This is a genomic window from Micromonospora sp. D93 (genome assembly GCF_018070365.1).
GTDB classification, from domain to species: Bacteria; Actinomycetota; Actinomycetes; order Mycobacteriales; family Micromonosporaceae; genus Micromonospora; species Micromonospora ureilytica.
Genome location: NZ_JAGPXW010000014.1, coordinates 42483 through 65114, shown reverse-complemented (window position 1 = coordinate 65114; position 22632 = coordinate 42483). Strand labels below are relative to the sequence as shown.

Sequence of the window (22632 nt, the reverse complement as noted above, 5' to 3'; positions counted from 1 at the left end):
GGTGGCTCCGCGCCCGTCCGCCGGGTCGTCGCCGCTCCGATCCGAGGAGCGTCCCCCGTGCCGTCCATGGTGTCCCCGCGTCCCCTGCTGACCGCAGCGACGACAGTAGTCGCGCTGATCACCCTCACCCCCGCTCCGGCCGCCGCGTCCCCGCACGGCTACCGGGTCGTCGACCTCGGCACCCTGAGCGGAGGCGACGGCGCCGCCACCGCGATGAACGACCACGGCGACATCGTCGGCTGGAGCACCGTCGCCGGCGGCGCCCGGCACGCCGTGCTCTGGCGCCACGGTGTCATCACCGACCTGGGCGTGCTGCCGGGCGACACGGATTCGGCCGCCGTGGACGTCAACGAGTTCGGCGACGTGGCCATCACCTCCTTCGGCTCGGACTACCTGACCCGCGCGGTGCTCTGGCGCGACGGCCGGCTTCGTGACCTGGGCACCCTGGGCGGGGAGAACAGCGTGGCGATCGGGATCAACGACCGGCGGCAGGTGCTCGGCACCAGCGAACCGGCCGGCGAGATGCCGCATCGCTTCCTGTGGCGCAACGGCGTCTTCACCGACCTGGGCCTGGAGTACTTCTACGAGTTCACCGCCGACTTCAACAACGCGGGCGACGTGGTGGGCGGGTTCAACGTGCCGCCGCAGGACTACCCGTGCACCTGCGTCGGCGGTCTACTACGCAACGGCGTCTTCACCCAGATCGGCAGCGAGGCCATCGGGATCAACAACAGGGGCCAGGTGGTGGGCGCGGCGAACGGGCGGGCGTTCCGCTGGCAGAACGGGACACTGACCGACCTCGGCACACTCGGCGGCGACTGGAGCCGAGCCACCGCGATAAACGACCGGGGCGACGTGGTGGGCCAGAGCACCACCACCGCCGCGTGGCGCCCGTTCCTCTGGCGCAACGGGGTGATGACCGACCTGACCACCCGGGGCGTGGGGGACACCGACTCGATCGAGGACATCAACATCCGGGGCCAGCTCGTCGGCGCCCGGGGGAACCGGCCGGTGCTGTTCCGCTGAGCGGCGGCCCTTCGTGCGGCGGACCAGCGGGGCGCGGCCTGACCCGCCGGTCAGACCACGCCCCCTCGTCCGAGGTCAGCCGGTTACCCCACTACTGACCACCCATTTCTGGTGTGCGCCACCCGCGTACGTGCCGAGCTGGATCTGGGTGCCGTCGCCGGTGTTGCCGCCGGCGGCCTCCACGATCTTGCCGGACTGCGGGTTGCGGATCGACCCGTCGCTCTGCGGCTGCCAGACCTGCGCGCCGGTGCCGTTGCACGTCCAGAGCTGGACCTTCGTGCCGTTCGCGGTGCCGCCGTTGTCCACGTCCAGGCACTTGCCGAGCACCCGGTACGTGTCCCCGACCCGCGTCCACGACTGCGCGGCGGTGCCGTTGCAGGTCCAGAGCTGGATCTTCGTGCCGTCGGCGGTGCCCGCGTTGTCGACGTCCAGGCACTTGCCGCCGACGCCGGTGATGGTGCCACCGGTGGGCGGCGGCGGACTGCCCGGAATGGAGTTGAGCGTGTACCACGCCTCGGTGCTCCACAGTGACTGGCCGCTGGTGGAGGTGAACGGGCGCGGTGAGCGCAGGTGCACCACCCGGCCGGCCTTGCGACCGGCCACCGCGAGGCTGACCTTCTTTCCGTCCGCCGACAGGGTGGCCGAGGTGACGGTAAGCGTCTCCTCGTCGATCTTCGGCCCGCCGTAGCTCGACGTCGCCACGTACCGCCATTGCTTGATCTTGTAGCGTGCGGCCAGCTCGGCGGCGGTCTCCGCCGAGACGGGCTGGGTGTACTCCACCTCGAAGCCGGTCGTGGTGGCGCGCATCGCGAGCATCTCGAACGTGGTGGAGCTGTTCGGGGTGAGCTTCTGCAGGCCGTACGCCAGCTTGCCGGTCTGGCCCCAGTTGCCGCCCGCGCCGAGCCCGCCGACGTAGATCGCGCCGTCCGGGCCGACGTTGACCTCGGAGACACCCGCCTCCAGGCCCTGGGTGAGCCGGAACAGGGCGCCCTGGTACTCGCCGTTGACCTTCTCCACGTTCGCCCGTTGCAGGCCGCCGTAGGTCACGTCGCCGATGACGAACTGGCCTGCGTACCGGCCGCTGGTCAGGTACAGCGGCGTGCTGGGCGAGTTGGCGATCTCGTTCTGCGGCATCCACAGCACCGGCTGGGTGACCAGGGCGGTGTCGAACGGCCCCGCCGGGTTCGTGAAGTGGTTGAAGAACCGGCCCTGCTTGACGTGTACCAGCTTCGACGAGGGCAGCCAGCCGCCCTGGTTGTCGGTGACGAAGATGCCGCCCTCCGGGCCCCAGCCGATGCCGTGCGGCGTACGCAGGCCACCGGCGACGTAGCTGACCGCACCGGTGTCCTTGTTGACCTTGAGCGTGGTGCCGCGGTTGGTGGCGGGTTGCGGGTTGGTGGTGGCCCCGCCGGAGTTGATCGACACCGACAGGTTCAGATAGAAGAACCCGTCCTGGTAGAGCAGACCGAACGCGAACTCGTGGAAGTTGCCGCCGTACGGCCAGGTGGCCACGGTCTCCAGGCGCTCGGCCGCCTCGTCACCGCCGGTGTTCACCAGCCGGGTCAACCGCTGCTTCTCGGTCACGTAGACCACCCCGTCGACGACCTTGAGCCCCATCGGTTCCTTCAGGCCGCCGGCGATCTTCTTGGTGGTCACGTTGCCCGGGCTCGTCGATCCGCCGGTGTTGCCGAGGATCCAGACCTCGCCGTCCTGGGAGGTGCCGGACTGGTCGCTGCCTCCCCAGGTGCTGATGACCAGCCGGCCGTCGGCCAGCCAGTCCATGCCGGTGACCTTCGGCTGGAAGCCGCTGGGCCGCAGGTTGGTAAGCGTGTAGCCGGGGTGCACGCCGGTCAGCGGCAGGCCGTCGCCGGGGGAGTCGGAGACCCCCTCGCACTCCTTGCGCCCCGGTGCGGTCACCCGGACCACGCCGGCGTCGGTGCTCAGCGCCGAGTTCGGTACGACAGCGAAGGTCGACGAGCCGGGCGTCTTCCACTCCAGGGTGATCTGCTGCCCGCCCCCGCGCTCGAAGTGGTCGATGCGCAGCGCGTGCAGGCCGGCGGTGAGGGTGACAGTGCCCTCCTTGGGCGGGGTCGCGCCGTGCAGGCCGTCATGGTTGATGACCACGGCGTTGTCGATCGACAGCTTGGATCCGTCGTCGCTGCTGAGCCGGAACGTGTAGCTGCCGGCCTGGGTGGTGGTGATGTTGCCGAGCACCTGCGAGACGAAGTTGTCCTCGAAGCCGAAGTCGGCCGCCGAGGTCCAGTTGATCGTGGACATCAGCTTGTCCACGTTCGGGGTCTGCGCGGGCTTGAGCGTGCACAGCTCGGAGAGGGGCACCTGCACGTCGAAGACGCGCAGCGTGACACCCGGTTCCTGCGCGGGGGCGGCGGTGGCGGGGACGGCCCAGAGGCCGGCGGCGAGGACGAGTGCCAGCGCACCCAGGACGGGATGGTGGAGTCGGCGTAGCAGGCGTGTGCCCATCGTTCCTCCAGGAGGCAGTGGAGTGTCCGACGGCCGGCGTGGATCAGCGGTGAGGATGACCGTCGGCCCGGCTCCGCAATGTCCTCGACGCCGACGAGTGACATTGTGGAAACACCGGGTTGATGGGTCGAGACATTAAGGTGTTTCGATTGGACTGTCCATGGCTTCGCCTCGATACATCAAAAGTTTCCAATGTCCGTGCGAAAGTTCGAGACGGTACGCGAGAAATGCCCGGCTATCGCGGCGGCCTACCGCCGTCCGCGCCGCCCCGAACCACCGGTCCGGTTGCCGGTCTTCCGAGTCGGGTTGGCGGACGTGCGGGCGGCGGCGCCGCCCCGGCCCGCTGCGCCGGCGGGCCGGCGACCCGACGGCGAGGCTCCGCGCTCCGCTGGCCGACGGCGGGCCGCCACCAGCACGAGCACGGCGACCGTGACGACGATCAGGGCCGGGATCAGCCAGGCCGGGAACCCGGTGTCGCGCTGCTCCTCGGCGGCACCGGCCGGTGGGCTCGCCGGAGCGCCGGTCGGGCCGTCCGGACTGCCGCTGGCTGCGGGGTTGGTCGAGCCCTCGCCCTCGGCCTGGGCGAGCAGCGCCGGATCCGGCCCCGCCGTGGGCGCCGACCAGCCGGCCGGCGCGGCCGTGCCCCGGCCCTGGTAGTCGAAGGTCACCTCGCCCCGCACCGCCTCACCGTCGGAGGCGACGGAGAGGTAGCTGGCGGTGTAGCGGCCCTTCGCCGGCCAGTGCGCGACAGTCACCATGGCCGGGAAGCCGGTGTGGTACAGCCGTGGCTCGAACACGCCGTTGACCATGAAGTACTCGGTGACCGGCTTGTCCAGTCGCTTCGGCTCGCCGTAGGACCAACCATTGTCCACTCGCGACCCGTCCGGACCGCTGATGGCGAAGTGCGCGTTGGACGCCGGCTTCTCGGTGAAGTACAACGCCAGTTGGGTCAGCGGCTCGCGGACGACGGTGCCCTTCAGCGGGGTGGAGGTCGCCAGCTGCCCGTGCGCGGACGCCGGCGCGACCGGCAGCAACAGAGTCACCACCACTGTCGCCGCCAGCGCCGCAACGACACGACTCAGGACCTTACGCACAGTGACCCGCTTCGATCGCATCCGTTCATCATGGTCATTTCCCCGGCACCGAACAAGACGTAGAGTTCTCCTCCCCGACGATCAACCCGACACCCGTCCCCCTCGCGTCGTTCGGAGTCCGCCCGTGTTCGTCCGCACCCCCGCCGCCCGCACCTCGGCCACCCTCGCCTCCGTCACCCTCGCCGCCCTACTCCTCGCCGGTTGCGGGCACGATGACGACCCCTCCGTGACCACGCCCTCGACGGCGCCCACGTCCGCCGCCCCGTCGAGCGCCACCGCCACCGCGCCGACTCCGACGGTCACCGCCACGCCCAGCGCCTCCGCCAGCACCGCCGCGGTGGACCAACAGATCACCGTGACGATCGCGAAGAAGCGGGTCGATCCGCCGACCGGACGGATCACCGTCGGTAAGGGCCAGCTGGTCCGGATCACTGTCACCTCCGACGTGGCCGACGAGCTGCACGTGCACGGCTACGACCTGGGCGCCCGGCTGCCGGCCGGCACCCCCGGCTCGGTGGAGTTCCGAGCCGACAAGACCGGGCTGTTCGAGGTGGAGACACACGAGTCCGAGCTGGTGCTCTTCCAGCTCGTCGTCCGCTGAGCGGCATGACGGCCGCTCCCACACTGCTGGCACACGGCGTCGGCGGCCGCCAGGACCTGCCGATCACGCTGCCGCAGCTCGTCGTCGCCGCCGCGCTGACCCTCGTCGTCACGTTCGTGGCGCTGGGCCTGCTCTGGCGCGAGCCCCGACTCGACCGGGACGCCGCCGGCGGTCGCCCGACGCCACGCTGGCTCGCCCGACTCGTCGACGCGCCCGCGTTCCGGTGGGCGCTGCGCGGGCTCGGCCTGCTCGCCGCCGCCTGGTTCTGCGTCGGTCTGCTGGGCGGGCCGGACACCGCGGACAACCCGACCGCCGGCGCGCTCTACGTGCTGCTCTGGGTCGGGCTGGCCCCGCTGTCGCTGCTACTCGGCCCCGTCTGGCGGGCGGTCAACCCGCTGCGTAGTGTGCACCTGCTCGGGGCGCTGGCGGCACGGCGCGACCCGAACCGTGGGCTCCGCGAGCTGCCCGACGGCGTCGGCTGGTGGCCGGCCGCGGCCACCCTGTTCGGGTTCGTCTGGCTGGAACTGGTCGCCCCCGACCGGGCCACCCTGCCGGTCATCACCGCCTGGCTGGCCGGGTACGCGGTGGTCCTGCTGGTCGGCGCGGTGGTGTTCGGCGCCGGCTGGTTCGACCACGCCGATCCGTTCGAGACGTACAGCACGCTGATCGGTCAGCTCGCCCCGCTCGGCCGGGCCGCCGACGGCGTCCTGGTGTGGCGCAACCCGCTCGACGGGATCGCCGGCCTGCGACCCCGCCCCGGGCTGGTCGCCGTGGTGATCGTGCTGCTCGGCTCGACCATGTACGACAGCCTCTCCAACGCCCCGGGCTGGTTGCGCTTCAGCCAGGAGAACGGCCTGCACCCGGCGGTCACCGGCAGCGCCGGCCTGAGCCTGGTCATCGCCGCCGTCGCGGTGGCGTACCTCGCCGCCACCGGCGCCGCCGCCCGCATCGGCCGCGCCGACGCGCCCGACGCCCGTGGGGTGCCGGGCGAGATCGCCCACTCCATAGTGCCGATCGCTGTGGGGTACGTCGTGGCGCACTACTACTCACTGCTGATCCTGGAGGGTCAGCGCACCGTCGCGTTGCTCTCCGACCCGCTGGGCACCGGCGCCAACTGGCTCGGCACCGCCGACTGGGAGCCGCACACCGGGCTGGTGACGCCCTCCGGGGTGGCCACCCTGCAGATCACCGTCATCATCCTCGGGCACCTGCTCGGCACGCTGCTCGCCCACGACCGCGCCCTGTACCTGTTCCCCCGGGCCCGGGCGGTGGCCGGCCAACTTCCCCTACTGGCACTGATGGTCGCCTACACCGTCGCCGGCCTGCTGCTGCTCTACGCGGGGTAGTCCCGCCGGGCTCCGACCCGTGCGTCATGATGGCCCGTGGACTCCGATCTTCAGCGCTACCTCGACGACCTGGTCACCACCGCCCGCGACGTGCTCGGCGCCGACCTCGTCGGCGCGTACGCGGCCGGCTCGGTGGGACTCGGCGCGTACCAGGCCGGCCGCAGCGACGTGGACGTGGCACTGCTCAGCGCCGGACCGCTCACCGAGGCCGCCAAGCGGACGCTGGTCGCTCGGCTGCGACACGAGGCGCTGCCCTGCCCGGCGCGCGGGCTGGAACTGGTCGTCTACGACCGGGCGGTGGCCGCCTCCGGCACCCCCGAACCCGGCTTCGAGGTCGAACTGAACACCGGGGCCGCCATGCCGTTCCGGCGCACCCTCGACCCCGCCGACCGTCCGGTTGCCGACGGCCGATTCTGGTACGGCCTCGACCGCAGCATCCTGCACCAGAGTGGACTCCCGCTGCTCGGGCCACCGGCGGGGGAGGTCTTCGCCGACCTCGCCCCGGCCGACCTGCGCCGGCTACTCATCGAAGCGCTGTCCTGGTGGCTGGCCCTGCCCACACCGCCGGCCGACCAGCCCGCACCCGGCACCGAGGACGCCGTACTCGGCGCCTGCCGGTCGCTGGTACGCCACCGCGACGGCGTCTGGCTCGCGAAGGTGGCCGCCGGTCACCGGCTCATCGACGCCGGCGACCCGGCCGAGGTGATCCGTCGAGCGGTCGCCGCGCGACACGGCGGGCCGCCGCCCACCGGGGCACAGGCCCGAGCCTTCCAACAACGAGTACGCGACGAGATCGCCGGATAGCCGTCGCGCCGGTTGCGCGGACGGGTCCGCGGCGTTCAGCGGACCGGGCGGGACTCCAGCGAGGCGAAGAGCAGGTTGAGGCCCTCGGTCATGGTCGGGTGGGTGATGACCGCGTCCCGCAGGGTGGTCCACGGCATCCCGGCGAGCATGGCCAGTTGCACCGAGGTGATCACCTCGCCGGCCTCGGCGCCGAGCAGCGCCGCACCGAGGATCCGGTCGGTGTTGGTGTCGATGACCGCCTTCCACATGCCCTGGGTCTGGCGTAGGGTGCGGGCCCGGGGGATGGCGGCGACCGGCAGGTGGGCGACCTGGACGTCGTAGCCGGCGCGGCGCGCCTCGGTCTCGGTCAGCCCGACCCGCGCCAGCTCCGGAGTGGTGAAGACGGCGTACGGGATCAGCCGGTCGGCGGTGCTGCGCTGGCCTCCCGCGAGGTTCGCCCGGATGATCCGGAAGTCGTCCAACGAGACGTGGGTGAACTGCGGGCTGCCGGCGACGTCTCCGGCCGCCCAGGTGCGCTCGGCGCTGGTCCGCAGGTGCTCGTCGACCTCCACGAATCCCCGTTCGCTGAGACGTACGCCGGCCACGTCCAGGCCGAGCCCGTCGGTGACCGGTTCCCGACCGGCCGCCACCAGCACGTCGTCCCCGATCACGGCGCTGCCGTCGTCAAGCGTCACCCGGAGCGAGCCGTCGGCCTCCCGGTCGAGCCGCGCGACCGCGACACCGACCCGCACGTCGATGCCGTCATCGAGGAAGACGCGCATCACCGCGTCGCTCATGTCGGGGTCCTCCCGGGTGAGCAGCCGTGGACCGCCCTCGACCAGCGTCACCGCGCTGCCGAACAACGCGAACATCTGCGCGAACTCCACTCCGACGGTGCCGCCGCCGAGGACCACCAGTCGGGCCGGCAACCGGTCCAGGTGCAGCAGCTCGTCGCTGGTGAGCACCCCGGCCTCGGCCATCCCGGGCACGGACGGCAGGTGGGGGCGGGTGCCCGTGTTGATCACCACGTCGCTGCCGCGCAGCAGCCGCTCGCCGCCGTCGGCGAGTGCCACCCGTACGGTCCGTGGGCCGACGAACCGGGCCTCGCCGATCACCAGGTGCAGGCCGGAGTCGAGGAACTGCTGCCGGTTGGCGGCGACCATCCCCTCGACCACGTCCTGCTTGTGCGCGCGCAACAGGTCGACGTCGACCCGGCCGCCCTCCACAGTCAGGCCGAGCGCCGACGCGTCCCGCAGCTGGAGGGCGGCCCGCGCGCTGGTCACCAACGCCTTCGTCGGGATGCACGCGACGTTGATGCAGCTGCCGCCGATCATGCCGTGCTCGACCATGGCGACCCGCTGCCCGGATCGGGCGACGTCCATGCTCAACGTCTTTCCGGCCTTGCCGCCACCGACGACGAGCAGGTCGAACTCCTCCGGTTGGTCGGTCACCGGGCGCTCCTCTCGGTCACCGGCCGGGCCGGCGGCCACCGCTGGTACGCGGCGGCCAGCCCAGCCTGCCAGCTCCAACGGGTACGGCGACCCGGTTCCGCACAGAATCCGCCCGGCCACCATTCGTAGCTTGATCAAGTGATGAGAAGTAGGTCTTCCGACCTTCTACGACCTACTTCTCATCACCTGATCACCGCTGGTCAGTACGCCGACGACCCACGCGGCGAGCCCAGCAATGGATAGTTGTTGGATGCGCGACATCCCACTGCGGTTCCGTGCGCGGGTCCGCCATGAGCCGGATCGCTCGTACGCGGTGCTGGTCGAAGGACCTGACGGGGAGGTGCTGGTCGGCGCCACCGGCAGCCTGAGGGAGGTGCGCAGGGTGGCACGCGAGGGCGCGGCGAGTCTGTTCGGCGTGCCGCCGGAACGGGTCGCCGAGGAGCACCTGGACGTGGTGGTCCCGCAGCCGCCGTACGGGCGCGACGGGCAATGGGTGCGGATCGTCTCGGCAGGTGAGCGCGAGTACCTCGACTTCGCCCCCGTCCCCACCAACGAGGAGGTCGCCGAGCTGCGGAGGTACCTCGCTCGGTCAGCCGAGCCGCCCTCTTGAGTGGCTGAGGCGCGACCGGGCGTCGGCCCGGGCCCGTGCGGATCCGCTCCGGGCCCGGGTGCAACCGCGGCTGAGGTCAGTGGCGGGCGGCGCCGTTTTCGCTGACCGGCTGACCGAAGGCCAGGAACGGTACGGGCGTCGGTGCGTCCGTGCCGATGTGCCGAGGGAAGGTCGGCTCGGCGTCGTCGGCGCTCACCTCCCGGGCTGCCGTACGGTCGGAAGCCACCGACTCGTCCGCCACCGCCGGTGCGCCACCATGCTCGTCGTTCGCCTGCTCGGCCGGGGCCCGATCGTCGTTCGCCTCCTCGGCTGGGGCCCGGTCGCCATTGGCCTGGCCTACCGGGGTCAGGTCGGCGTAGCCGCTCTGGACCGGGCTGCGGTCGGCGGGTGCGGGGTCGAGCGGGGCGCGGTCGGGAGTGGCGCGGTCGGCGTCCACATCGTCCAGGGTGGGCCGCTCCGCGGAGTGCCGGTCGACGCCGACACGGTCGACGTTGAGCCGCTCGACGCCTACCCGCTCGGGGGCGGGTCGGTCGGCGCTGGAGCGGGAACCCACCATCGGGTACTCAGCGGTCTCCGTACCGCCGGCTGCCGCGGCCATGACCGCGGCGGCGGCGAGGTCGGCCACCCGCTTCGCCTCCCGCTGTACGCGGGCGCGGACCTCCTTGGCGTGCCGCTCGGCGGAGTCCCCGGCCCGCCGGGCCTCGTCCAGCCGGGCGCTCTCGGCGGTCAGGTCCCGGCGGACCTCGTTGAGTCGCTGCTGCATCCGGGACAGCTCGTTCTCCAGCGTCTCGCCCTCCTGGCGGATCTCGGCGAGCTGCTGGCGGCCGGTGCCCAGCTCGGCCTGCAGCTCGCTGGCCTCCTGCCGGCGCTCCTCAAGCTCCTGTTGCAGGGCGGCGAGCTGCTGCTGATGGCTGGCGGCCTGCTCGTCGGCGCGGTTGCGCAGCTCGGTCACGTGCTGCTGCGCCTCGGCCAGCAGCGAGGCGATCTGCTGCTCGGTCGCGCTGCGCTGCTCGGCCAGCTCCTGCTCGGCGGCGGCCTGCTGTTCGGCGATGTCCTGCTCGGCGGCGGTACGTCTTTCGTTGACCTCTCGCTCCACGTTGGCCTGCCACTGGGCCATCTCCTGCTGGTTCTTGGAGCGGGCCGACTGGAGTTCCTGCTGGATCTGGGTACGGGCCGACTTCATCAGCGCGTCGGCGGCGACCCGGGTCTGGTTGAGCTGCTGCGCGCTCTGCTCGGTGATCCGCTTGGCCTCGTGCTGGGCGCGCTCGTGCGCGGCCTCACCGTCGGCCCGCAACTGCTCGGCGTGCTCGCGGATCGCTGTCAACTCGGCTTCGGCGTGGGTGCGCCGCTCCTCGTGCGCCTGCTCCTGCTCGGCTCGCCTGGAGGCCAACTCCTCGGCCAGATCCTGACGTGCCTGCGCGGCCCGCTCACGGGTGTCGGCGAGGATCCGTTCGGACTCGCTGCGCAGCTCGTTCGCCCGGTCGGTGGCCGACTCGGTGATCATTCCGGCCTGCTTCTCGGCGAGCGCCATGATCTCGCCGACCATCGGGCCCAGGTCGTGGAACGAAGCGCGGTCCACCTGCACGGGTTGCTCCTGAAGCTCGGCCAGCTCGGCACGCAGCCGCTGCACCTCGGCGGTCAGTTCACGGACGCGGACGGCGGATCGCCCGTGCTCCCCGCTCAGCATCGTAATCTGACCGTTGAGCTGCTCCAGGTGCCGGTCCACCTGGCGTTTGTCGTACCCGCGCAGGGTGAGCTCGAAGGTGGGCCGGGAGCCCGCATCGTCGCGTGCTGCGTGCGGCTCAGCGCCGATGGACATGCACCATCCTCCGTACGATCGGGGCGTCAGGGTCGGCGGTCGCCTGCCCCACGGGCCGTCAGTGTGGCGCAACGCTACCGCCGAGCGGACCTCATGCGAAGTCCTGCCCCACCACCTCTCACGTTGTCGCCCCGTGTTCCCCCGTTCCCGCGCCGATCATGGACTCGTGGTGCCGGAAAGGTGGTGCTCCACCACCTTTGTCACCCACCACAACTCCATGATCGACGCAGGTCCACATGGGAGACACGGGGAGCGGCGGGGAGGGTCAGCGTCGGCGGGCTACCAGGACCGCGTCGTGGTAGGTGATGTCCTCGCCGTCCGGGTTGGTGGCGGGCCGGGAGCGTTCCTCCGCGGCCAGCACCTCCCAGTGGGCCGGCTCCAGATCGGCGGCCACGTCCTGAGCGGTGTACATCATGTCCGGCATGTGCATCCGGTGCGCCGACCCCCACAGGTCCGACGGGTGGTGCCCGACGATCAGCAGGACGCCGCCCGGTGCCACCGCCGCGGCCAGCCGGCCGAACAACTCCCGCCGCTGCTCCGGGGGAAGGTGCATGAACTGGGCGGACACCAGGTCGTACGCCTCCTCGGTGGGCGGCTTGTCCCGTAGGTCCGCGTGGGTGAACTCGATCCGGTCGCCCACGCCGGCGGTCTCGGCGTGCGCGGCGGCCCGGCTCAACGCCGTGGTGGAGATGTCCACAGCCGTCACCTGCCAGCCACGCTCGGCCAGCCACACCGCGTCACCGCCCTCGCCGCTGCCCACGTCCAAGGCGCGCCCCGGGGCCAGGTCGCTGACCTCGGCGACCAGTTGCGGGTTCGGCCGACCACTCCACACCGAGGGCCGGGACTGGTAGCGCTCCTCCCACGCCGGCTCCTCGAACGTCGTGGCCACCAACTGCCGGTACGCGGCCACCGCGTCGCGGGTGTCCTCGGCGATGAGATCGGCGTTGATCGCCGCCGCGGCGGCCAGGCCGGCCCCGGCGGACGTGATCACCTGACCGCGGATGTCGGCCACGTTGCCCGCCACCCAGACACCCGGGACGGTGGTCGCGCCGGTGGCGTCGGCGGGGATCTGGGCGCCGATGACGTGCTCACCCATCGTCACCTCCTCCGGGGCCAGACCCAGCCCCACCAGCACATCCGAGCGGGGAGTCAGCCGCGTCCCCACCACGATCGCGTCGAGCGCCACCACCCGGCCGTCGGCGAGCCGTACGCCGGTCAGCGCGTCGTCGGTCACCTCCACCGCGGCAACCGGGCCAGGCACCACAGCGATGCTCCGGGCGGCGAGCCGCTCGGCGGCCTCCGCGTCCGGCGCCGGGGCGTCGTGCAGCAACAACAGCACGTTGGGGCTCCACTGCCGCCACATCTCGGCCTGGTGCACGCTCAGCGGGCTGGTCGCCAGGATGCCGATCCGACGGTCCCGAACCTCCCAGCCATGGCAGTACGGGCAGTGCAGCACGTCACGACCCCACCGCTCGGCCAGGCCGGGCACGTCGGGCAGTTCGTCGGTCAGGCCGGTGGTCACCAGCAGCCGACGGGCCCGCACCGACTCCCCGCCGTCGAGGCTCAGCCGGAACCCGTCGTCGTCCCGGGTCGCGGCCGCCACCCGTCCGGTGCGGACCTGCCCGCCGTACCCGGCCACCTCGGCCCGCCCGATCGCGAGCAACTCGCCCGGCGGCGTCCCCTCCCGGCCCAGGTAGTTGTGGATCCGGTCGGCCGGCGCGTTGCGCGGCTCACCGGAGTCGATCACCAGCACCGACCGTCGGGCCCGGCTCAGCGCCAGGGCTCCGCTGAGCCCCGCGGCGCCGCCGCCCACCACCACCACGTCGTATGTCTCGTCCACCGCTGTCTCCCTCTTGCTTGTCGCCTGCGCCCACCATCCGTCGCCGCCGGCAAGGTGGCAACTATCCTTGCCGTTATGGCAAACGAGGACAGCGCCGCGCTGGCGGCCGTCGGCCCCCGGCTGCGTGCCCTGCGTCACCAACGCGGGACCACGCTCACCCAACTCGCCGACCTGACCGGCATCTCGGTGAGCACCCTGTCCCGGCTCGAGTCCGGTAGCCGTCGACCCACCCTTGAGCTCCTGCTTCCGCTGGCGAGGGCCTACCAGGTGGCGCTTGACGAACTGGTCGACGCCCCCGCCACCGGCGACCCCCGGGTACGCCCCAAACCGATAGTCATCCACGGCGTGACGTACCTGCCGCTGACCCGCCGACCGGGCGGCGTCCAGGCCTTCAAACAGATCTTCCCGCCGGACCCGTCCGCCGGGGGCCGGATCCCGCAGGCCCACGAGGGGTACGAGTGGCTCTACGTGCTCTCCGGCCGAATACGTCTGCTGCTCGGTGACCGTGATCTGACGCTGACCCCGGGGGAGGTGGCCGAGTTCGACACCCGCATTCCGCACCTCTTCTTCAACCCAGGGCCCGGCACCGCCGAGGCCCTCAGTCTGTTCGGGCCGCAGGGGGAGCGCCTGCACGTCCGCGCCCGCCCGGCCACGCCCGACAAGAAGCAGTGATCGACTCGGCTTCCGAGGCGGGTACGGCCGGATCGTCGGTGCGAGGATGGCACGATGATCGATGCGGCATCCCGAGGCTGGAGCGACCGGGTCGTGCACCGCGACATCGTCGTCAACGAGGTCCCGGGCTTCCGCCCGCTGACGTTGGACCTTGTCGTGCCGGCGGAGGCTCCCGCGCCAGTCCCGGTCCTGGTGTGGATCCACGGCGGCGCGTGGCTGTTCGGCTCGCCCAAGCACCCGGCGGACTGGCTCATGGAGGCGGACCCGTTCACCGCCGCCATACGCGCCGGATTCGCTGTCGCCTCCGCCCAGTATCGGCTCAGCGGCGAGGCGCACTTTCCCGCCCAGCTCGACGACGTCAAGGCGGCGGTGCGCTGGCTACACCGGCGGGGCGACGGGGTGGGCGTGGACGGTGAGCGGATTGGGGTGTGGGGTGAATCGGCCGGCGGACACCTGGCCTCGCTGGTCGCGCTGACGGGCAACGACCGGGACGACAGCCGCGTCCGGGCGGCGGTCTGCTGGTACGCGCCGTCGAACCTGTTGACCATGCAGTCGCAGGCACACCCGTCCGGAACGATCGACCACGACTCGGCGAACTCACCCGAGTCCCTGCTGCTCGGCGGCACACTGCCCGAACACCCGGAACTGGGTCGGGCGGCCAGTCCGATCACCTACGTCACCGGCCAGGCCCCACCCATGCTGCTGATGCACGGCGACCAGGACGTGGTCGTACCGGTGGGGCAGAGCGAGGAACTCGCCGCTGCGTTGACCGCGGCGGGTGCCGAGGTCGAGTTGTCGGTGGTGCGGGGGGCCGACCACTGTTTCGCCGGAGTGCCGCTGGAGCCGCTGATCCGCGACAGTCTGGCGTTCTTCACCCGGGCCCTCGCCCCCGACGCCGCGGCGCTGCCGCCTCACTAAGGTGACGCGGTGACCGTTTACGACGTCGCCGCCAAACTTCCTGACATCGACCTGCTGCGGCAGCGCTGCAAGGCGTTGGCAGTGCTCGAGCGCGCCATCGACGGCGGGGACCCCTACTACGCGTACACCTCGGACTGGGGCCCGGACGAGGCGGCGTTGATGAGCAATGGCGGCGGCGACGAGTGGACAGTCGTGTTCACCGCCGACGGCGCCTTCATCCGACTCTTCGACCACGAGTCGGCGATGTCGCCGTACCGCCATCCAGACCACGAGCTGTGGCCGGGCCTGGTCGACGGTATCCCGGAGGTTCTGCGACCACACGTGACGGAACCGGCCTTCTGCGACGAGAACGGGCAGCTTGTCGCGACGACGGTGCTGTGGCGGCTGGTGGAGGACGATCGCTGGCACGCCGGCGACGGCATCGCCTTCCCCCCACCGAGCGGATCGTACGAGGACAACGGCCCGGACGGATCCGGACTGCTCGACATCCTGTTCGACGACATCGTCGACCGCTTCGTCGAGTTCGCCGCCGACTACCACGAGATGATTGTGGACCGGCCGGCGGTCGAGCACATCGTCGCCCATCGACCGCTCACCGACACCGTGACAAGGGCCCTGAATCCGCAGCTCAGTGTCGCCGACCTGCTGGTGGACCTCACCGAGATCGGCTACCCGATCGCGGGGGACTGTGCCGCGACGGTCGAGGTCGGACCTCATGGCGCGTTCTCCGCGAACAGCGTGGGATGGGAACGCGCGCCCTTCCCGTTGAGCTTCAGCGTCCGCGAGACAGGCGGGTCCTGGATGGTGACCGCGACCGCGGCGCAGGCCGCCGAGCTGGCCGATGTGCTCATGCTCGGTGGGAACGACACCGTCATGGTTGTCGGCCTGGAGACCAACAGCTTCCTGGACGAGGAGTATCAGCAGTGGCGGCCGTCGCGGATCGCGGCGGAGCAGGGCGTCAGCTTCGAGGTGCGTCAGGTCGGTGCGCTGGCGGGAGGGGTCGTCGGCTTCAGCGAAGAGGCCCTGCTGATCCGCCGGGAGCAGCTGCCCCGGTTCCTGCACGGCTGGTACCCCTACAATCTGACATTGATCGATTTGCCGGATACGCCTTCCGCCGCGCGGGTCGACGAGATGATCGTCGTCATTGGCGCGGCCACGTACGACGAGCCGGTCCTACCCGCGCTGGCAGGCTCGCGCCTGTTGTTCTCAGGGCACGACGACTGCTACGTGGCCGTCGAGACGACGGACCGCGCGCTGCCCGCGGCGGTTCTCGGCCGGCTCCTGGCCTTGCTGGTCGGCTCGACACTTGTCGACACCACGGCGGTGGAGGTGACAGCGCCCGACGCCGAGCCCGTGCAGGGGCTGATCGCGGAGAGCCGGCACTGGGTCGGCGAGCTGGGCGCCGCGACGCCGGGCTCGGTGACAGTCGATCTGTACGCCACGTCCGAACCGTGGCGGCTCGGCCAGCCGGTCCCGAAGCAGGTCGATCGCCGGATGGTCTACGACGTCGCGCGCAGGGCCTGGCGGTCGACCGAGGTGGTGGCGCCACTCCCGAATCAGTGACGTCGCCCGTCGCGGTCGTGGGGTGACGTGCCACGAGGGCCGGACCCGAATGGTGGTTCCGTCGGACGGGCTTCGAACTGTGCGTGCCGAACTTCCGTGTTTATGATCGACAACCCCCGACCGGGGGACCCCGACATGGCCGATCGGTTCGGCCCGGAGCAGACGTGAGGTGCGCGACGGTGATCCGTGAGGCGTACGCCTGCTGGGTGCGTGAGCCCGGCGCGGCCGAGATCCGGCCGGTGTCGTTGCCCGCCCCGGGCCCCGACGAGGTGCTGGTCCGGGCCAGTTACTCCGGGGTGAGCCGGGGCACCGAAACGCTGGTCTTCGCCGGCCGGGTGCCCACCGACCAGTACGCCGCGATGCGCGCGCCGTTCCAGGAGGGCGACTTCCCCGGCCCGGTGAAGTACGGCTACCTGAGCGTCGGTGTGGTCGAGCAGGGCCCGCCGGAGCTGCTCGGGCGGACGGTGTTCTGTTTGCACCCGCACCAGAGCGCGTACGTGGTGCCGGTGAGTGCCGTGGTGCCGGTGCCGGAGGGGGTGCCGGCCGCCCGAGCGGTGCTCGCCGGCACTGTGGAGACCGCCATCAACGCGCTGTGGGACGCGGCGCCGCTGGTCGGTGACCGGGTCACCGTGATCGGCGCCGGCATGGTGGGCTGCTGCGTCGCGGCGCTGCTCGCCCGGTTCCCCGGCGTACAGGTCGAGTTGGTCGACCCCGACGCGCGCCGGGCCGGCGTGGCCGGGGCGCTCGGCGTCGACTTCGCCAACCCGGCCGACGCTCGCGGTGACCGGGACCTGGTCATGCACGCCAGCGCCACCGCCGCCGGCCTGCAACAGTCGCTGGACCTGCTCGCGCCGGAGGGCACGGTCATCGAGCTGAGCTGGTACGGCGACCGCCCGGTGCAGGTGTCGCTGGGCGGGTCGTTCCACTCCGGTCGACTCACCGTGCGCAGCAGTCAGGTCGGCATGGTCGCCCCCGCCCGGCGGGGACGGCGCAGTTACGCCGATCGGCTGGCGCTCGCCCTGGACCTGCTCGACGACCCGGCCTTCGACGCGTTGATCACCGGCGCGTCCCGGTTCGCGGAGCTGCCCGACGTGCTCGCCAGACTGACCTCGGGTGACCTGCCCGCCCTCTGCCACCTCATCACCTACGACGACGGGGAGTGACAGTGTTCAGCGTTACCGTTCGGGACCACATGATGATCGCCCACAGTTTCCGAGGCGAGGTGTTTGGTCCCGCCCAACGCCTGCACGGCGCGACGTTCGTGGTGGACGCGACGTTCCGCAGGCCCGACCTGGACGCCGACGGGATCGTGGTGGACATCGGCCTGGCCACCGAGCAGCTGCGGGCGGTGCTGGGCGAGCTGACCTACCGCAACCTCGACGACGAGGCGGCCTTCGCCGGGGTGAACACCACCACTGAGGTGCTGGCCCGTACGGTCGCGGACCGACTGGTCGAGCGGGTGCACGCCGGTGAGTTGGGCGCGGGGGCCCGCGACCTGACCGGCATCACTGTCACCCTGCACGAGTCGCACATCGCCTGGGCGAGCTACGAGCGGTCGCTGTGACCGATGCGGGCCGGGCGGTGCACGTCGTCCTGCCCGGTGACATCGACGACCCGGCCACGCCCAGCGGCGGCAACTTCTACGACCGGCGGATCTGCGCGGGGCTGGGCGAGCGCGGCTGGTCGGTCCACGAGCACCCGGTGCCGGGCGCGTGGCCGCACCCCGACCCGGCCGACCGGGCGACGCTGGGCGAGGTGCTCGCCGCCGCGCCCGACGACGCGGTGGTGCTGATCGACGGCCTGATCGCCTCGACCGTGCCGGACCTGCTCGCCCCGTACGAGCGTCGGCTGCGGCTGGTGGTCCTGGTGCACCTGCCGCTCGACGACGAACCGGAGGCCCGCGCGCTGGCCACCGCCCGTGCGGTCGTCACCACAAGCGAATGGGCCCGCCGCGCCCTGCTGGGCCGCCACCCGACGCTCGCCGACCGGATCCGGGCCGCGCCGCCCGGGGTGCGGCCCGCGCCGCCGGTCGCCGGCTCGGCGTCCGGCGACCGGTTGCTCTGCGTCGCGGCGGTCACCCACCACAAGGGGTACGACGTGCTGGTCGACGCGTTGGCCACGCTGGTGGGCCGGTCCTGGACGATGGTCTGCGCGGGCACGCTGGCCCGGGAACCGGACCTCGTGCACGTGCTGCGCGACCGGTTGACCGGAGCGGGCCTCACCGAGCGGGTGCGGCTGGTCGGCCCGCTGACCGGCGCGGCGTTGGACGACGCCTACGCGGCAGCCGACCTGCTGGTGCTGCCGTCGAGAGGCGAGACGTACGGCATGGTCGTCACCGAGGCGCTGGCCCGCGGCGTGCCGGTGGTGACCACCGAGGTGGGCGGGCTGCCGGAGACGCTCGGCCACGCGCCCGGCGGTGACCGGCCCGGACTGCTGGTCCCGCCCGGTGACCCGGCGGCGCTGGCCGCCGCGCTGATTCGCTGGCTGGACGACGACGCGCTGCGCGCCCGGCTACGGCGTGCCGCTCTCGCCCGGCGCGACACCCTGACCGACTGGCCGGTGACCACCGCGCTGCTGGCCGGCGTGCTGAAGGAGGTGGCGGAATGACCGTCGAGGAGACCCTGCCGTTCGCCGACTGGCTGCGGTTGCGTGAGCCGGCCGACGCGGCGGCGCGCGCCGAGGACCTGTTGGACGCCGTCCGAGCCCGGCTCACCGGGGACGCCCCGACGGTGATCCACGACCTGGGTAGCGGCACCGGCTCGATGGGTCGCTGGATGGCCGCCCGGCTGCCCGGACCACAGCACTGGGTGCTGCACGACCGAGACGCCGACCTGCTGGCCCGTGCCGCCGAGGGCATGAGCGGGGTGACCGCCGCCGACGGCGCCCCGGTCACCGTCCGCACCCGCTGCGGTGACCTCACCCGGCTGACCGCCGCCGACCTCGCCGACGGTTCCCTGGTCACCGCGTCCGCGCTGCTGGACATGCTCACCGCGGAGGAGGTCGAACGGGTGGTGGCCGCCTGTGTCGGCCGGCCCGCCCTGTTCGCCATCTCGGTGACCGGGCGGGTCCGGTTCACACCGGCCGACCCACTGGACGAGGCAGTCGAAGCCGCGTTCAACGAGCACCAGCGGCGTACCGTCGACGGCCGACGGCTGCTCGGCCCGGATGCCGCCGACGCCACCGCCGCCGCGTTCGCCCGGCACGGAGTCGACGTGCGGGAACGGCCCAGCCCGTGGCAACTCGGCCCGGAGCGGGCCGACCTGGCCGCCGAGTGGTTCCGGGGCTGGCTCGGCGCGGCCTGCGAGCAGCGCCCCGACCTGGCCGTCCCCGCCCAGGCGTACGCCCGACGTCGGTTGGCCGACGCGGCGGCCGGGCGACTCACAGTGCTTGTCGAACACACTGACCTCCTCGCCGGTGGATGAACCGTTCACGCCCTGGGTACGTGCACTAGGGCAAGTGGACGATCTTCAAAGGGAGGGCCGGCGCCGATGTTCTGGGCCTGGGCACGAGTGGTCGGCGGGGTGGGTCTGCTCGCCGTCCTGCTGTGGCAGGTGGGCACTGGCCCGTTCCTCGCCGGAGTACGACTGATCGACGCGCGGGCGTTGGCGGCGGCGCTTGTCATCGGAGTGCTCACCACCGTCTGTGCGGCGTGGCGGTGGAGCCTGGTCGCCGGCGGCCTCGGCGTCCGCCTGCCACTGGCCACCGCGGTGGCGCACTGCTACCGGGCCGTGTTCCTCAACGCCACCCTGCCCGGCGGGGTGCTCGGCGACGTGCACCGGGCGGTACGCCACGGCCGCGACGCCGGTGACGTCAGCCGGGGCATCCGCGCGGTGGTCTGGGAACGTATCGCCGGGCAGGTGGTCCTGGTCGGAGTCGCTCTGGTGGTGCTCGCGGCGTTCCCATCCCCGGTACGGCCGTACCTGCCGGTCGCCGCCGCGCTCGTCGTCGCCGGTGGGCTGGTCGCCGTTCTGGTGGCCCGGGTCCTCCCGAACGGCGGCGGGTCGCGCTGGGCTACGGCACTGCGTACCGCCGTGGCGGACGTGCGGTCCGGGCTGCTGGCGCGACGCACCTGGTTCGGTGTGCTTGTCGCCTCGGCCGTGATGGTCGCCGGTCACCTGGCCACCTTCCTGGTGGCGGCGCGCACCGCCGGGTCGGACGCCCCGCTGTCCCGACTGCTGCCGTTGACGCTGCTCGCCCTGCTCGCCATGGGCCTACCGTTGAACGTGGCCGGCTTCGGGCCGCGTGAGGGGGTGGCGGCGTGGGTGTTCGGCGCGGCCGGCCTCAGCGCGGCCGAGGGCGTCGCCACCGCCACCGTCTACGGTGCACTGGTGTTGGTGGCCAGCCTGCCCGGCGCCGCCGTGCTGCTGGCCCGTCGGCGTCGAGTTCCGGCCGCCGCCCGGGAAGCCGCCTCCGGCGGCGGTTGTTGAAGTCGGTTGTGAGACCGTACGCGTCGCCGGACGGCGGTGGCGCCGGACGAAGGAGTCCCATGCCCGAAGCATTGCCGGTTGCCTCGATCCGCACGCAGGTCACGGTGCCGTTGGCGTTTCCGGACGGCTACACCACGACCGCCCGGGTGTTCACCTTCAAGGGCCTGGTGGACGCTCGGGAGCACCTGGCCCTCGGCCTCGGCGACTGGGCGGGCGCCCTGGACCGGCTCGCCGCCGGGGGAGAAGCCCCGCTGGTCCGCCCGCACAGCGAGTGCCTGACCGGCGACGTGTTCGGCAGCCAACGCTGCGACTGCGGGCCGCAACTGCGTGAGGCGGTGCAGCGGATCGCCGAGACCGGGGGCTTTCTGCTCTACCTCCGACAGGAAGGCCGTGGCATCGGCCTGTACGCCAAACTCGACGCCTACGCGTTGCAGGACGCCGGGTTGGACACCTACCAGGCCAACGTCGCGCTGGGCCGGGGCGAGGACGAGCGGGACTACACAGTCGCCGCGCAGATGCTGGCCACGTTGGGCGTGCCGCGGGTCCGCCTGCTGAGCAGCAACCCGGACAAGGCCGACCAGTTGACCCGGCTGGGCGTGGACGTGGCCGAACGGGTGCTCACCAGCGTCTTCCTCTCCCCGGCCAACGCCGAGTACCTGGCGGCGAAGGCGGCCAAGGCGGCGGAGGTCGAGGCGGCGGATGCGCTCGCGGGTCGTACTCCTGAGCGGCCCGTCTCCCGATGAGTCGGCGGCCGGAGCCGACGCGGCCGTACGTGCTGCTGAGTTGTGCCACCTCCATCGACGGGTACATCGACGACGCCTCCGAGCAGCGGTTACTGCTGTCCAACGACGAGGACCTGGATCGCGTCGACGAGGTCCGGGCCAGCTGCGATGCCATCCTGGTCGGCGCCGGTACCGTCCGGCGGGACGACCCTCGGTTGCTGGTGCGCTCTCCGAACCGCCGGGCCGAGCGGGTGGCGGCCGGTCGACCCGCCTCGCCCACCAAGGTCACCCTGACCGCCCGGGGTGACCTCGACCCGACCGCCCGCTTCTTCACCGCCGGTGACGCGGCTCGGCTCGTCTACTGCGCCACCGGCGCGCTGGAGAAGACCCAGGAACGGGTCGGCCAGCTGGCCACCGTGATCGACGCGGGTGAGCCCGTCGACCCGGAGTGGCTGCTGACCGACCTGGCCGCGCGGGGCGTACAGCGGTTGATGGTGGAGGGCGGCGGGACGGTGCACGCCCAGTTCCTCGCCGCCGGTCTCGCCGACGAACTGCACCTGGTGGTCGCCCCGTTCTTCGTCGGTGACGGGCGGGCGCCCCGGTTCGTCGGCGAGGGTCGCTTCCCCTGGCACCCCGGTCGCCGCGCCCGCCTGGCCGAGGCCCGGCAGATCGGCGACGTGGTCCTGCTCCGCTACGCCCTCTCCACCCGCTGCCCCGCCGACCCGCCCGCCGATCGGGGCCCACGCCGGCCCACACGCCGCCTGCGCGGGCTGCTCGACGGCCTGTTGCGCGGCCCCGCTCGGTAGGGTGGCCGGCGTGCCGCGACTGGTGAAAGTCACTAAGGACAACGTGGAAGCCGCATGCCGGGTGAGCGTGCGGCCCGACCAGGAGAAGTTCTCGTCCCCCGTCGCCTGGTCCCTGGCCGAGGCATACGCGCAGCCCGAGATCGCGTGGCCGCGTCTGATCGTCGAGGATGACGAGATCGTCGGCTTCCTGATGGGCTTCTTCGACATCGTGTGGGATCCGGCCCAGTCGGACGACAGGCGCTCGGGGCTGTGGCGGCTGAACATCGCCGCCGAGCACCAGGGCCGGGGGTACGGCCGCTTCGCCGTGCAGGCCGTCCGCGACGAGGCCCGCCGACGTGGACACGACCACGTCTACACGACGTGGGAGCCGGGGCCGGACGGTCCGGAGCGGTTCTACCTGAAGCTCGGCTTCCAGCTGACCGGGGAGACCAGCGAGGACGAGGTGGTGGGCGTCCACTCCACCCACTGAGCGG

At 72.2% G+C, this 22632-nt stretch carries 20 protein-coding genes and 1 pseudogene; 16 read left to right on the top strand and 5 right to left on the bottom strand.

The features are described from left to right. The first annotated feature begins 66 nt into the window (after positions 1-66). Positions 67-1026, top strand: coding sequence for a hypothetical protein (locus KBX71_RS17695; RefSeq protein WP_247683667.1), 960 nt, complete (start codon positions 67-69; stop codon positions 1024-1026). Between the two features lie 75 nt (positions 1027-1101). On the opposite strand, the gene KBX71_RS17690 is transcribed toward KBX71_RS17695, so the two are convergent. Beyond that, positions 1102-3507 carry a ricin-type beta-trefoil lectin domain protein gene (locus KBX71_RS17690; protein ID WP_210819108.1) on the bottom strand — a complete coding sequence of 802 codons (2406 nt, stop codon included), beginning with the start codon at positions 3505-3507 and terminating at the stop codon, positions 1102-1104. Between the two features lie 248 nt (positions 3508-3755). After that, positions 3756-4622 (bottom strand): copper resistance protein CopC, encoded by an 867-nt coding sequence (locus KBX71_RS17685; RefSeq protein WP_210819107.1) that lies wholly within the window; start codon positions 4620-4622, stop codon positions 3756-3758. Between the two features lie 103 nt (positions 4623-4725). Between KBX71_RS17685 and KBX71_RS17680 the strand changes: the two genes are divergently transcribed. The 3 genes from KBX71_RS17680 to KBX71_RS17670 are packed head-to-tail and all read left to right on the top strand — an operon-like array spanning position 4726 to position 7352. Then, entirely contained in the window at positions 4726-5202 is a 477-nt protein-coding gene (locus tag KBX71_RS17680) for a hypothetical protein (protein WP_210819106.1), read from the top strand. 5 nt (positions 5203-5207) lie between these two features. Beyond that, a complete protein-coding gene (locus KBX71_RS17675) occupies positions 5208-6548 on the top strand; it encodes a hypothetical protein (protein ID WP_210819105.1) in 1341 nt (446 codons plus the stop codon). A 36-nt stretch (positions 6549-6584) separates the two neighbouring features. Beyond that, on the top strand, positions 6585-7352 hold the full coding sequence (locus KBX71_RS17670; protein WP_210819104.1) for a nucleotidyltransferase domain-containing protein: 768 nt from the start codon (positions 6585-6587) through the stop codon (positions 7350-7352). 35 nt (positions 7353-7387) lie between these two features. Here the strand turns inward: KBX71_RS17670 and KBX71_RS17665 are convergent, their stop codons facing one another. Then, the gene (locus KBX71_RS17665; protein ID WP_210819103.1) at positions 7388-8782 is read right to left on the bottom strand and encodes an NAD(P)/FAD-dependent oxidoreductase; all 1395 of its coding nucleotides are present in this window, start codon (positions 8780-8782) and stop codon (positions 7388-7390) included. A gap of 250 nt (positions 8783-9032) precedes the next feature. Between KBX71_RS17665 and KBX71_RS17660 the strand changes: the two genes are divergently transcribed. Then, on the top strand, positions 9033-9392 hold the full coding sequence (locus KBX71_RS17660; protein ID WP_210819102.1) for a hypothetical protein: 360 nt from the start codon (positions 9033-9035) through the stop codon (positions 9390-9392). A 76-nt stretch (positions 9393-9468) separates the two neighbouring features. On the opposite strand, the gene KBX71_RS17655 is transcribed toward KBX71_RS17660, so the two are convergent. Continuing rightward, the gene (locus tag KBX71_RS17655; protein WP_210819101.1) at positions 9469-11211 is read right to left on the bottom strand and encodes a hypothetical protein; all 1743 of its coding nucleotides are present in this window, start codon (positions 11209-11211) and stop codon (positions 9469-9471) included. A gap of 265 nt (positions 11212-11476) precedes the next feature. Further along, positions 11477-13051 (bottom strand): bifunctional NAD(P)/FAD-dependent oxidoreductase/class I SAM-dependent methyltransferase, encoded by a 1575-nt coding sequence (locus KBX71_RS17650; RefSeq protein WP_210819100.1) that lies wholly within the window; start codon positions 13049-13051, stop codon positions 11477-11479. Between the two features lie 75 nt (positions 13052-13126). On the opposite strand from KBX71_RS17650, the gene KBX71_RS17645 reads away from it, so the two are divergent. The 11 genes and pseudogenes from KBX71_RS17645 (at position 13127) to KBX71_RS17595 (ending at position 22628) form a co-directional block, all read left to right on the top strand. Further along, a complete protein-coding gene (locus tag KBX71_RS17645) occupies positions 13127-13723 on the top strand; it encodes a helix-turn-helix domain-containing protein (protein WP_210819099.1) in 597 nt (198 codons plus the stop codon). A gap of 54 nt (positions 13724-13777) precedes the next feature. After that, positions 13778-14641 carry an alpha/beta hydrolase gene (locus KBX71_RS17640; protein WP_210819098.1) on the top strand — a complete coding sequence of 288 codons (864 nt, stop codon included), beginning with the start codon at positions 13778-13780 and terminating at the stop codon, positions 14639-14641. A gap of 9 nt (positions 14642-14650) precedes the next feature. Continuing rightward, positions 14651-16204, top strand: a complete 1554-nt coding sequence (locus tag KBX71_RS34595) for a hypothetical protein (RefSeq protein ID WP_307847132.1) — start codon at positions 14651-14653, stop codon at positions 16202-16204. 179 nt (positions 16205-16383) lie between these two features. Continuing rightward, complete coding sequence (locus KBX71_RS17630) at positions 16384-17367, top strand: zinc-binding alcohol dehydrogenase (protein ID WP_210819097.1); 984 nt, start codon at positions 16384-16386, stop codon at positions 17365-17367. Between the two features lie 2 nt (positions 17368-17369). Then, positions 17370-17768: a 6-carboxytetrahydropterin synthase gene (locus KBX71_RS17625; protein ID WP_196926417.1), complete on the top strand. Its 399-nt coding sequence runs from the start codon at positions 17370-17372 to the stop codon at positions 17766-17768. Next, positions 17765-18811, top strand: coding sequence for a glycosyltransferase family 4 protein (locus KBX71_RS17620; RefSeq protein ID WP_307847131.1), 1047 nt, complete (start codon positions 17765-17767; stop codon positions 18809-18811). Before KBX71_RS17625 ends, KBX71_RS17620 begins: the two co-directional genes overlap by 4 nt. After that, the gene (locus KBX71_RS17615; RefSeq protein ID WP_210819096.1) at positions 18808-19626 is read left to right on the top strand and encodes a class I SAM-dependent methyltransferase; all 819 of its coding nucleotides are present in this window, start codon (positions 18808-18810) and stop codon (positions 19624-19626) included. The genes KBX71_RS17620 and KBX71_RS17615 overlap by 4 nt, the downstream gene beginning before the upstream one ends. 66 nt (positions 19627-19692) lie before the next feature. Beyond that, complete coding sequence (locus tag KBX71_RS17610; protein ID WP_210819095.1) at positions 19693-20631, top strand: lysylphosphatidylglycerol synthase transmembrane domain-containing protein; 939 nt, start codon at positions 19693-19695, stop codon at positions 20629-20631. Positions 20632-20690: 59 nt separating this feature from the next. Next, positions 20691-21374, top strand: coding sequence for a GTP cyclohydrolase II (ribA, locus tag KBX71_RS17605; RefSeq protein ID WP_210819094.1), 684 nt, complete (start codon positions 20691-20693; stop codon positions 21372-21374). Then, positions 21371-22069: pseudogene (locus KBX71_RS17600) on the top strand (RibD family protein); the annotation flags it as partial. The gene ribA and the pseudogene KBX71_RS17600, both read left to right, overlap by 4 nt. 100 nt (positions 22070-22169) lie before the next feature. Then, positions 22170-22628 carry a GNAT family N-acetyltransferase gene (locus tag KBX71_RS17595; RefSeq protein ID WP_210819092.1) on the top strand — a complete coding sequence of 153 codons (459 nt, stop codon included), beginning with the start codon at positions 22170-22172 and terminating at the stop codon, positions 22626-22628. Positions 22629-22632 lie beyond the last annotated feature (4 nt).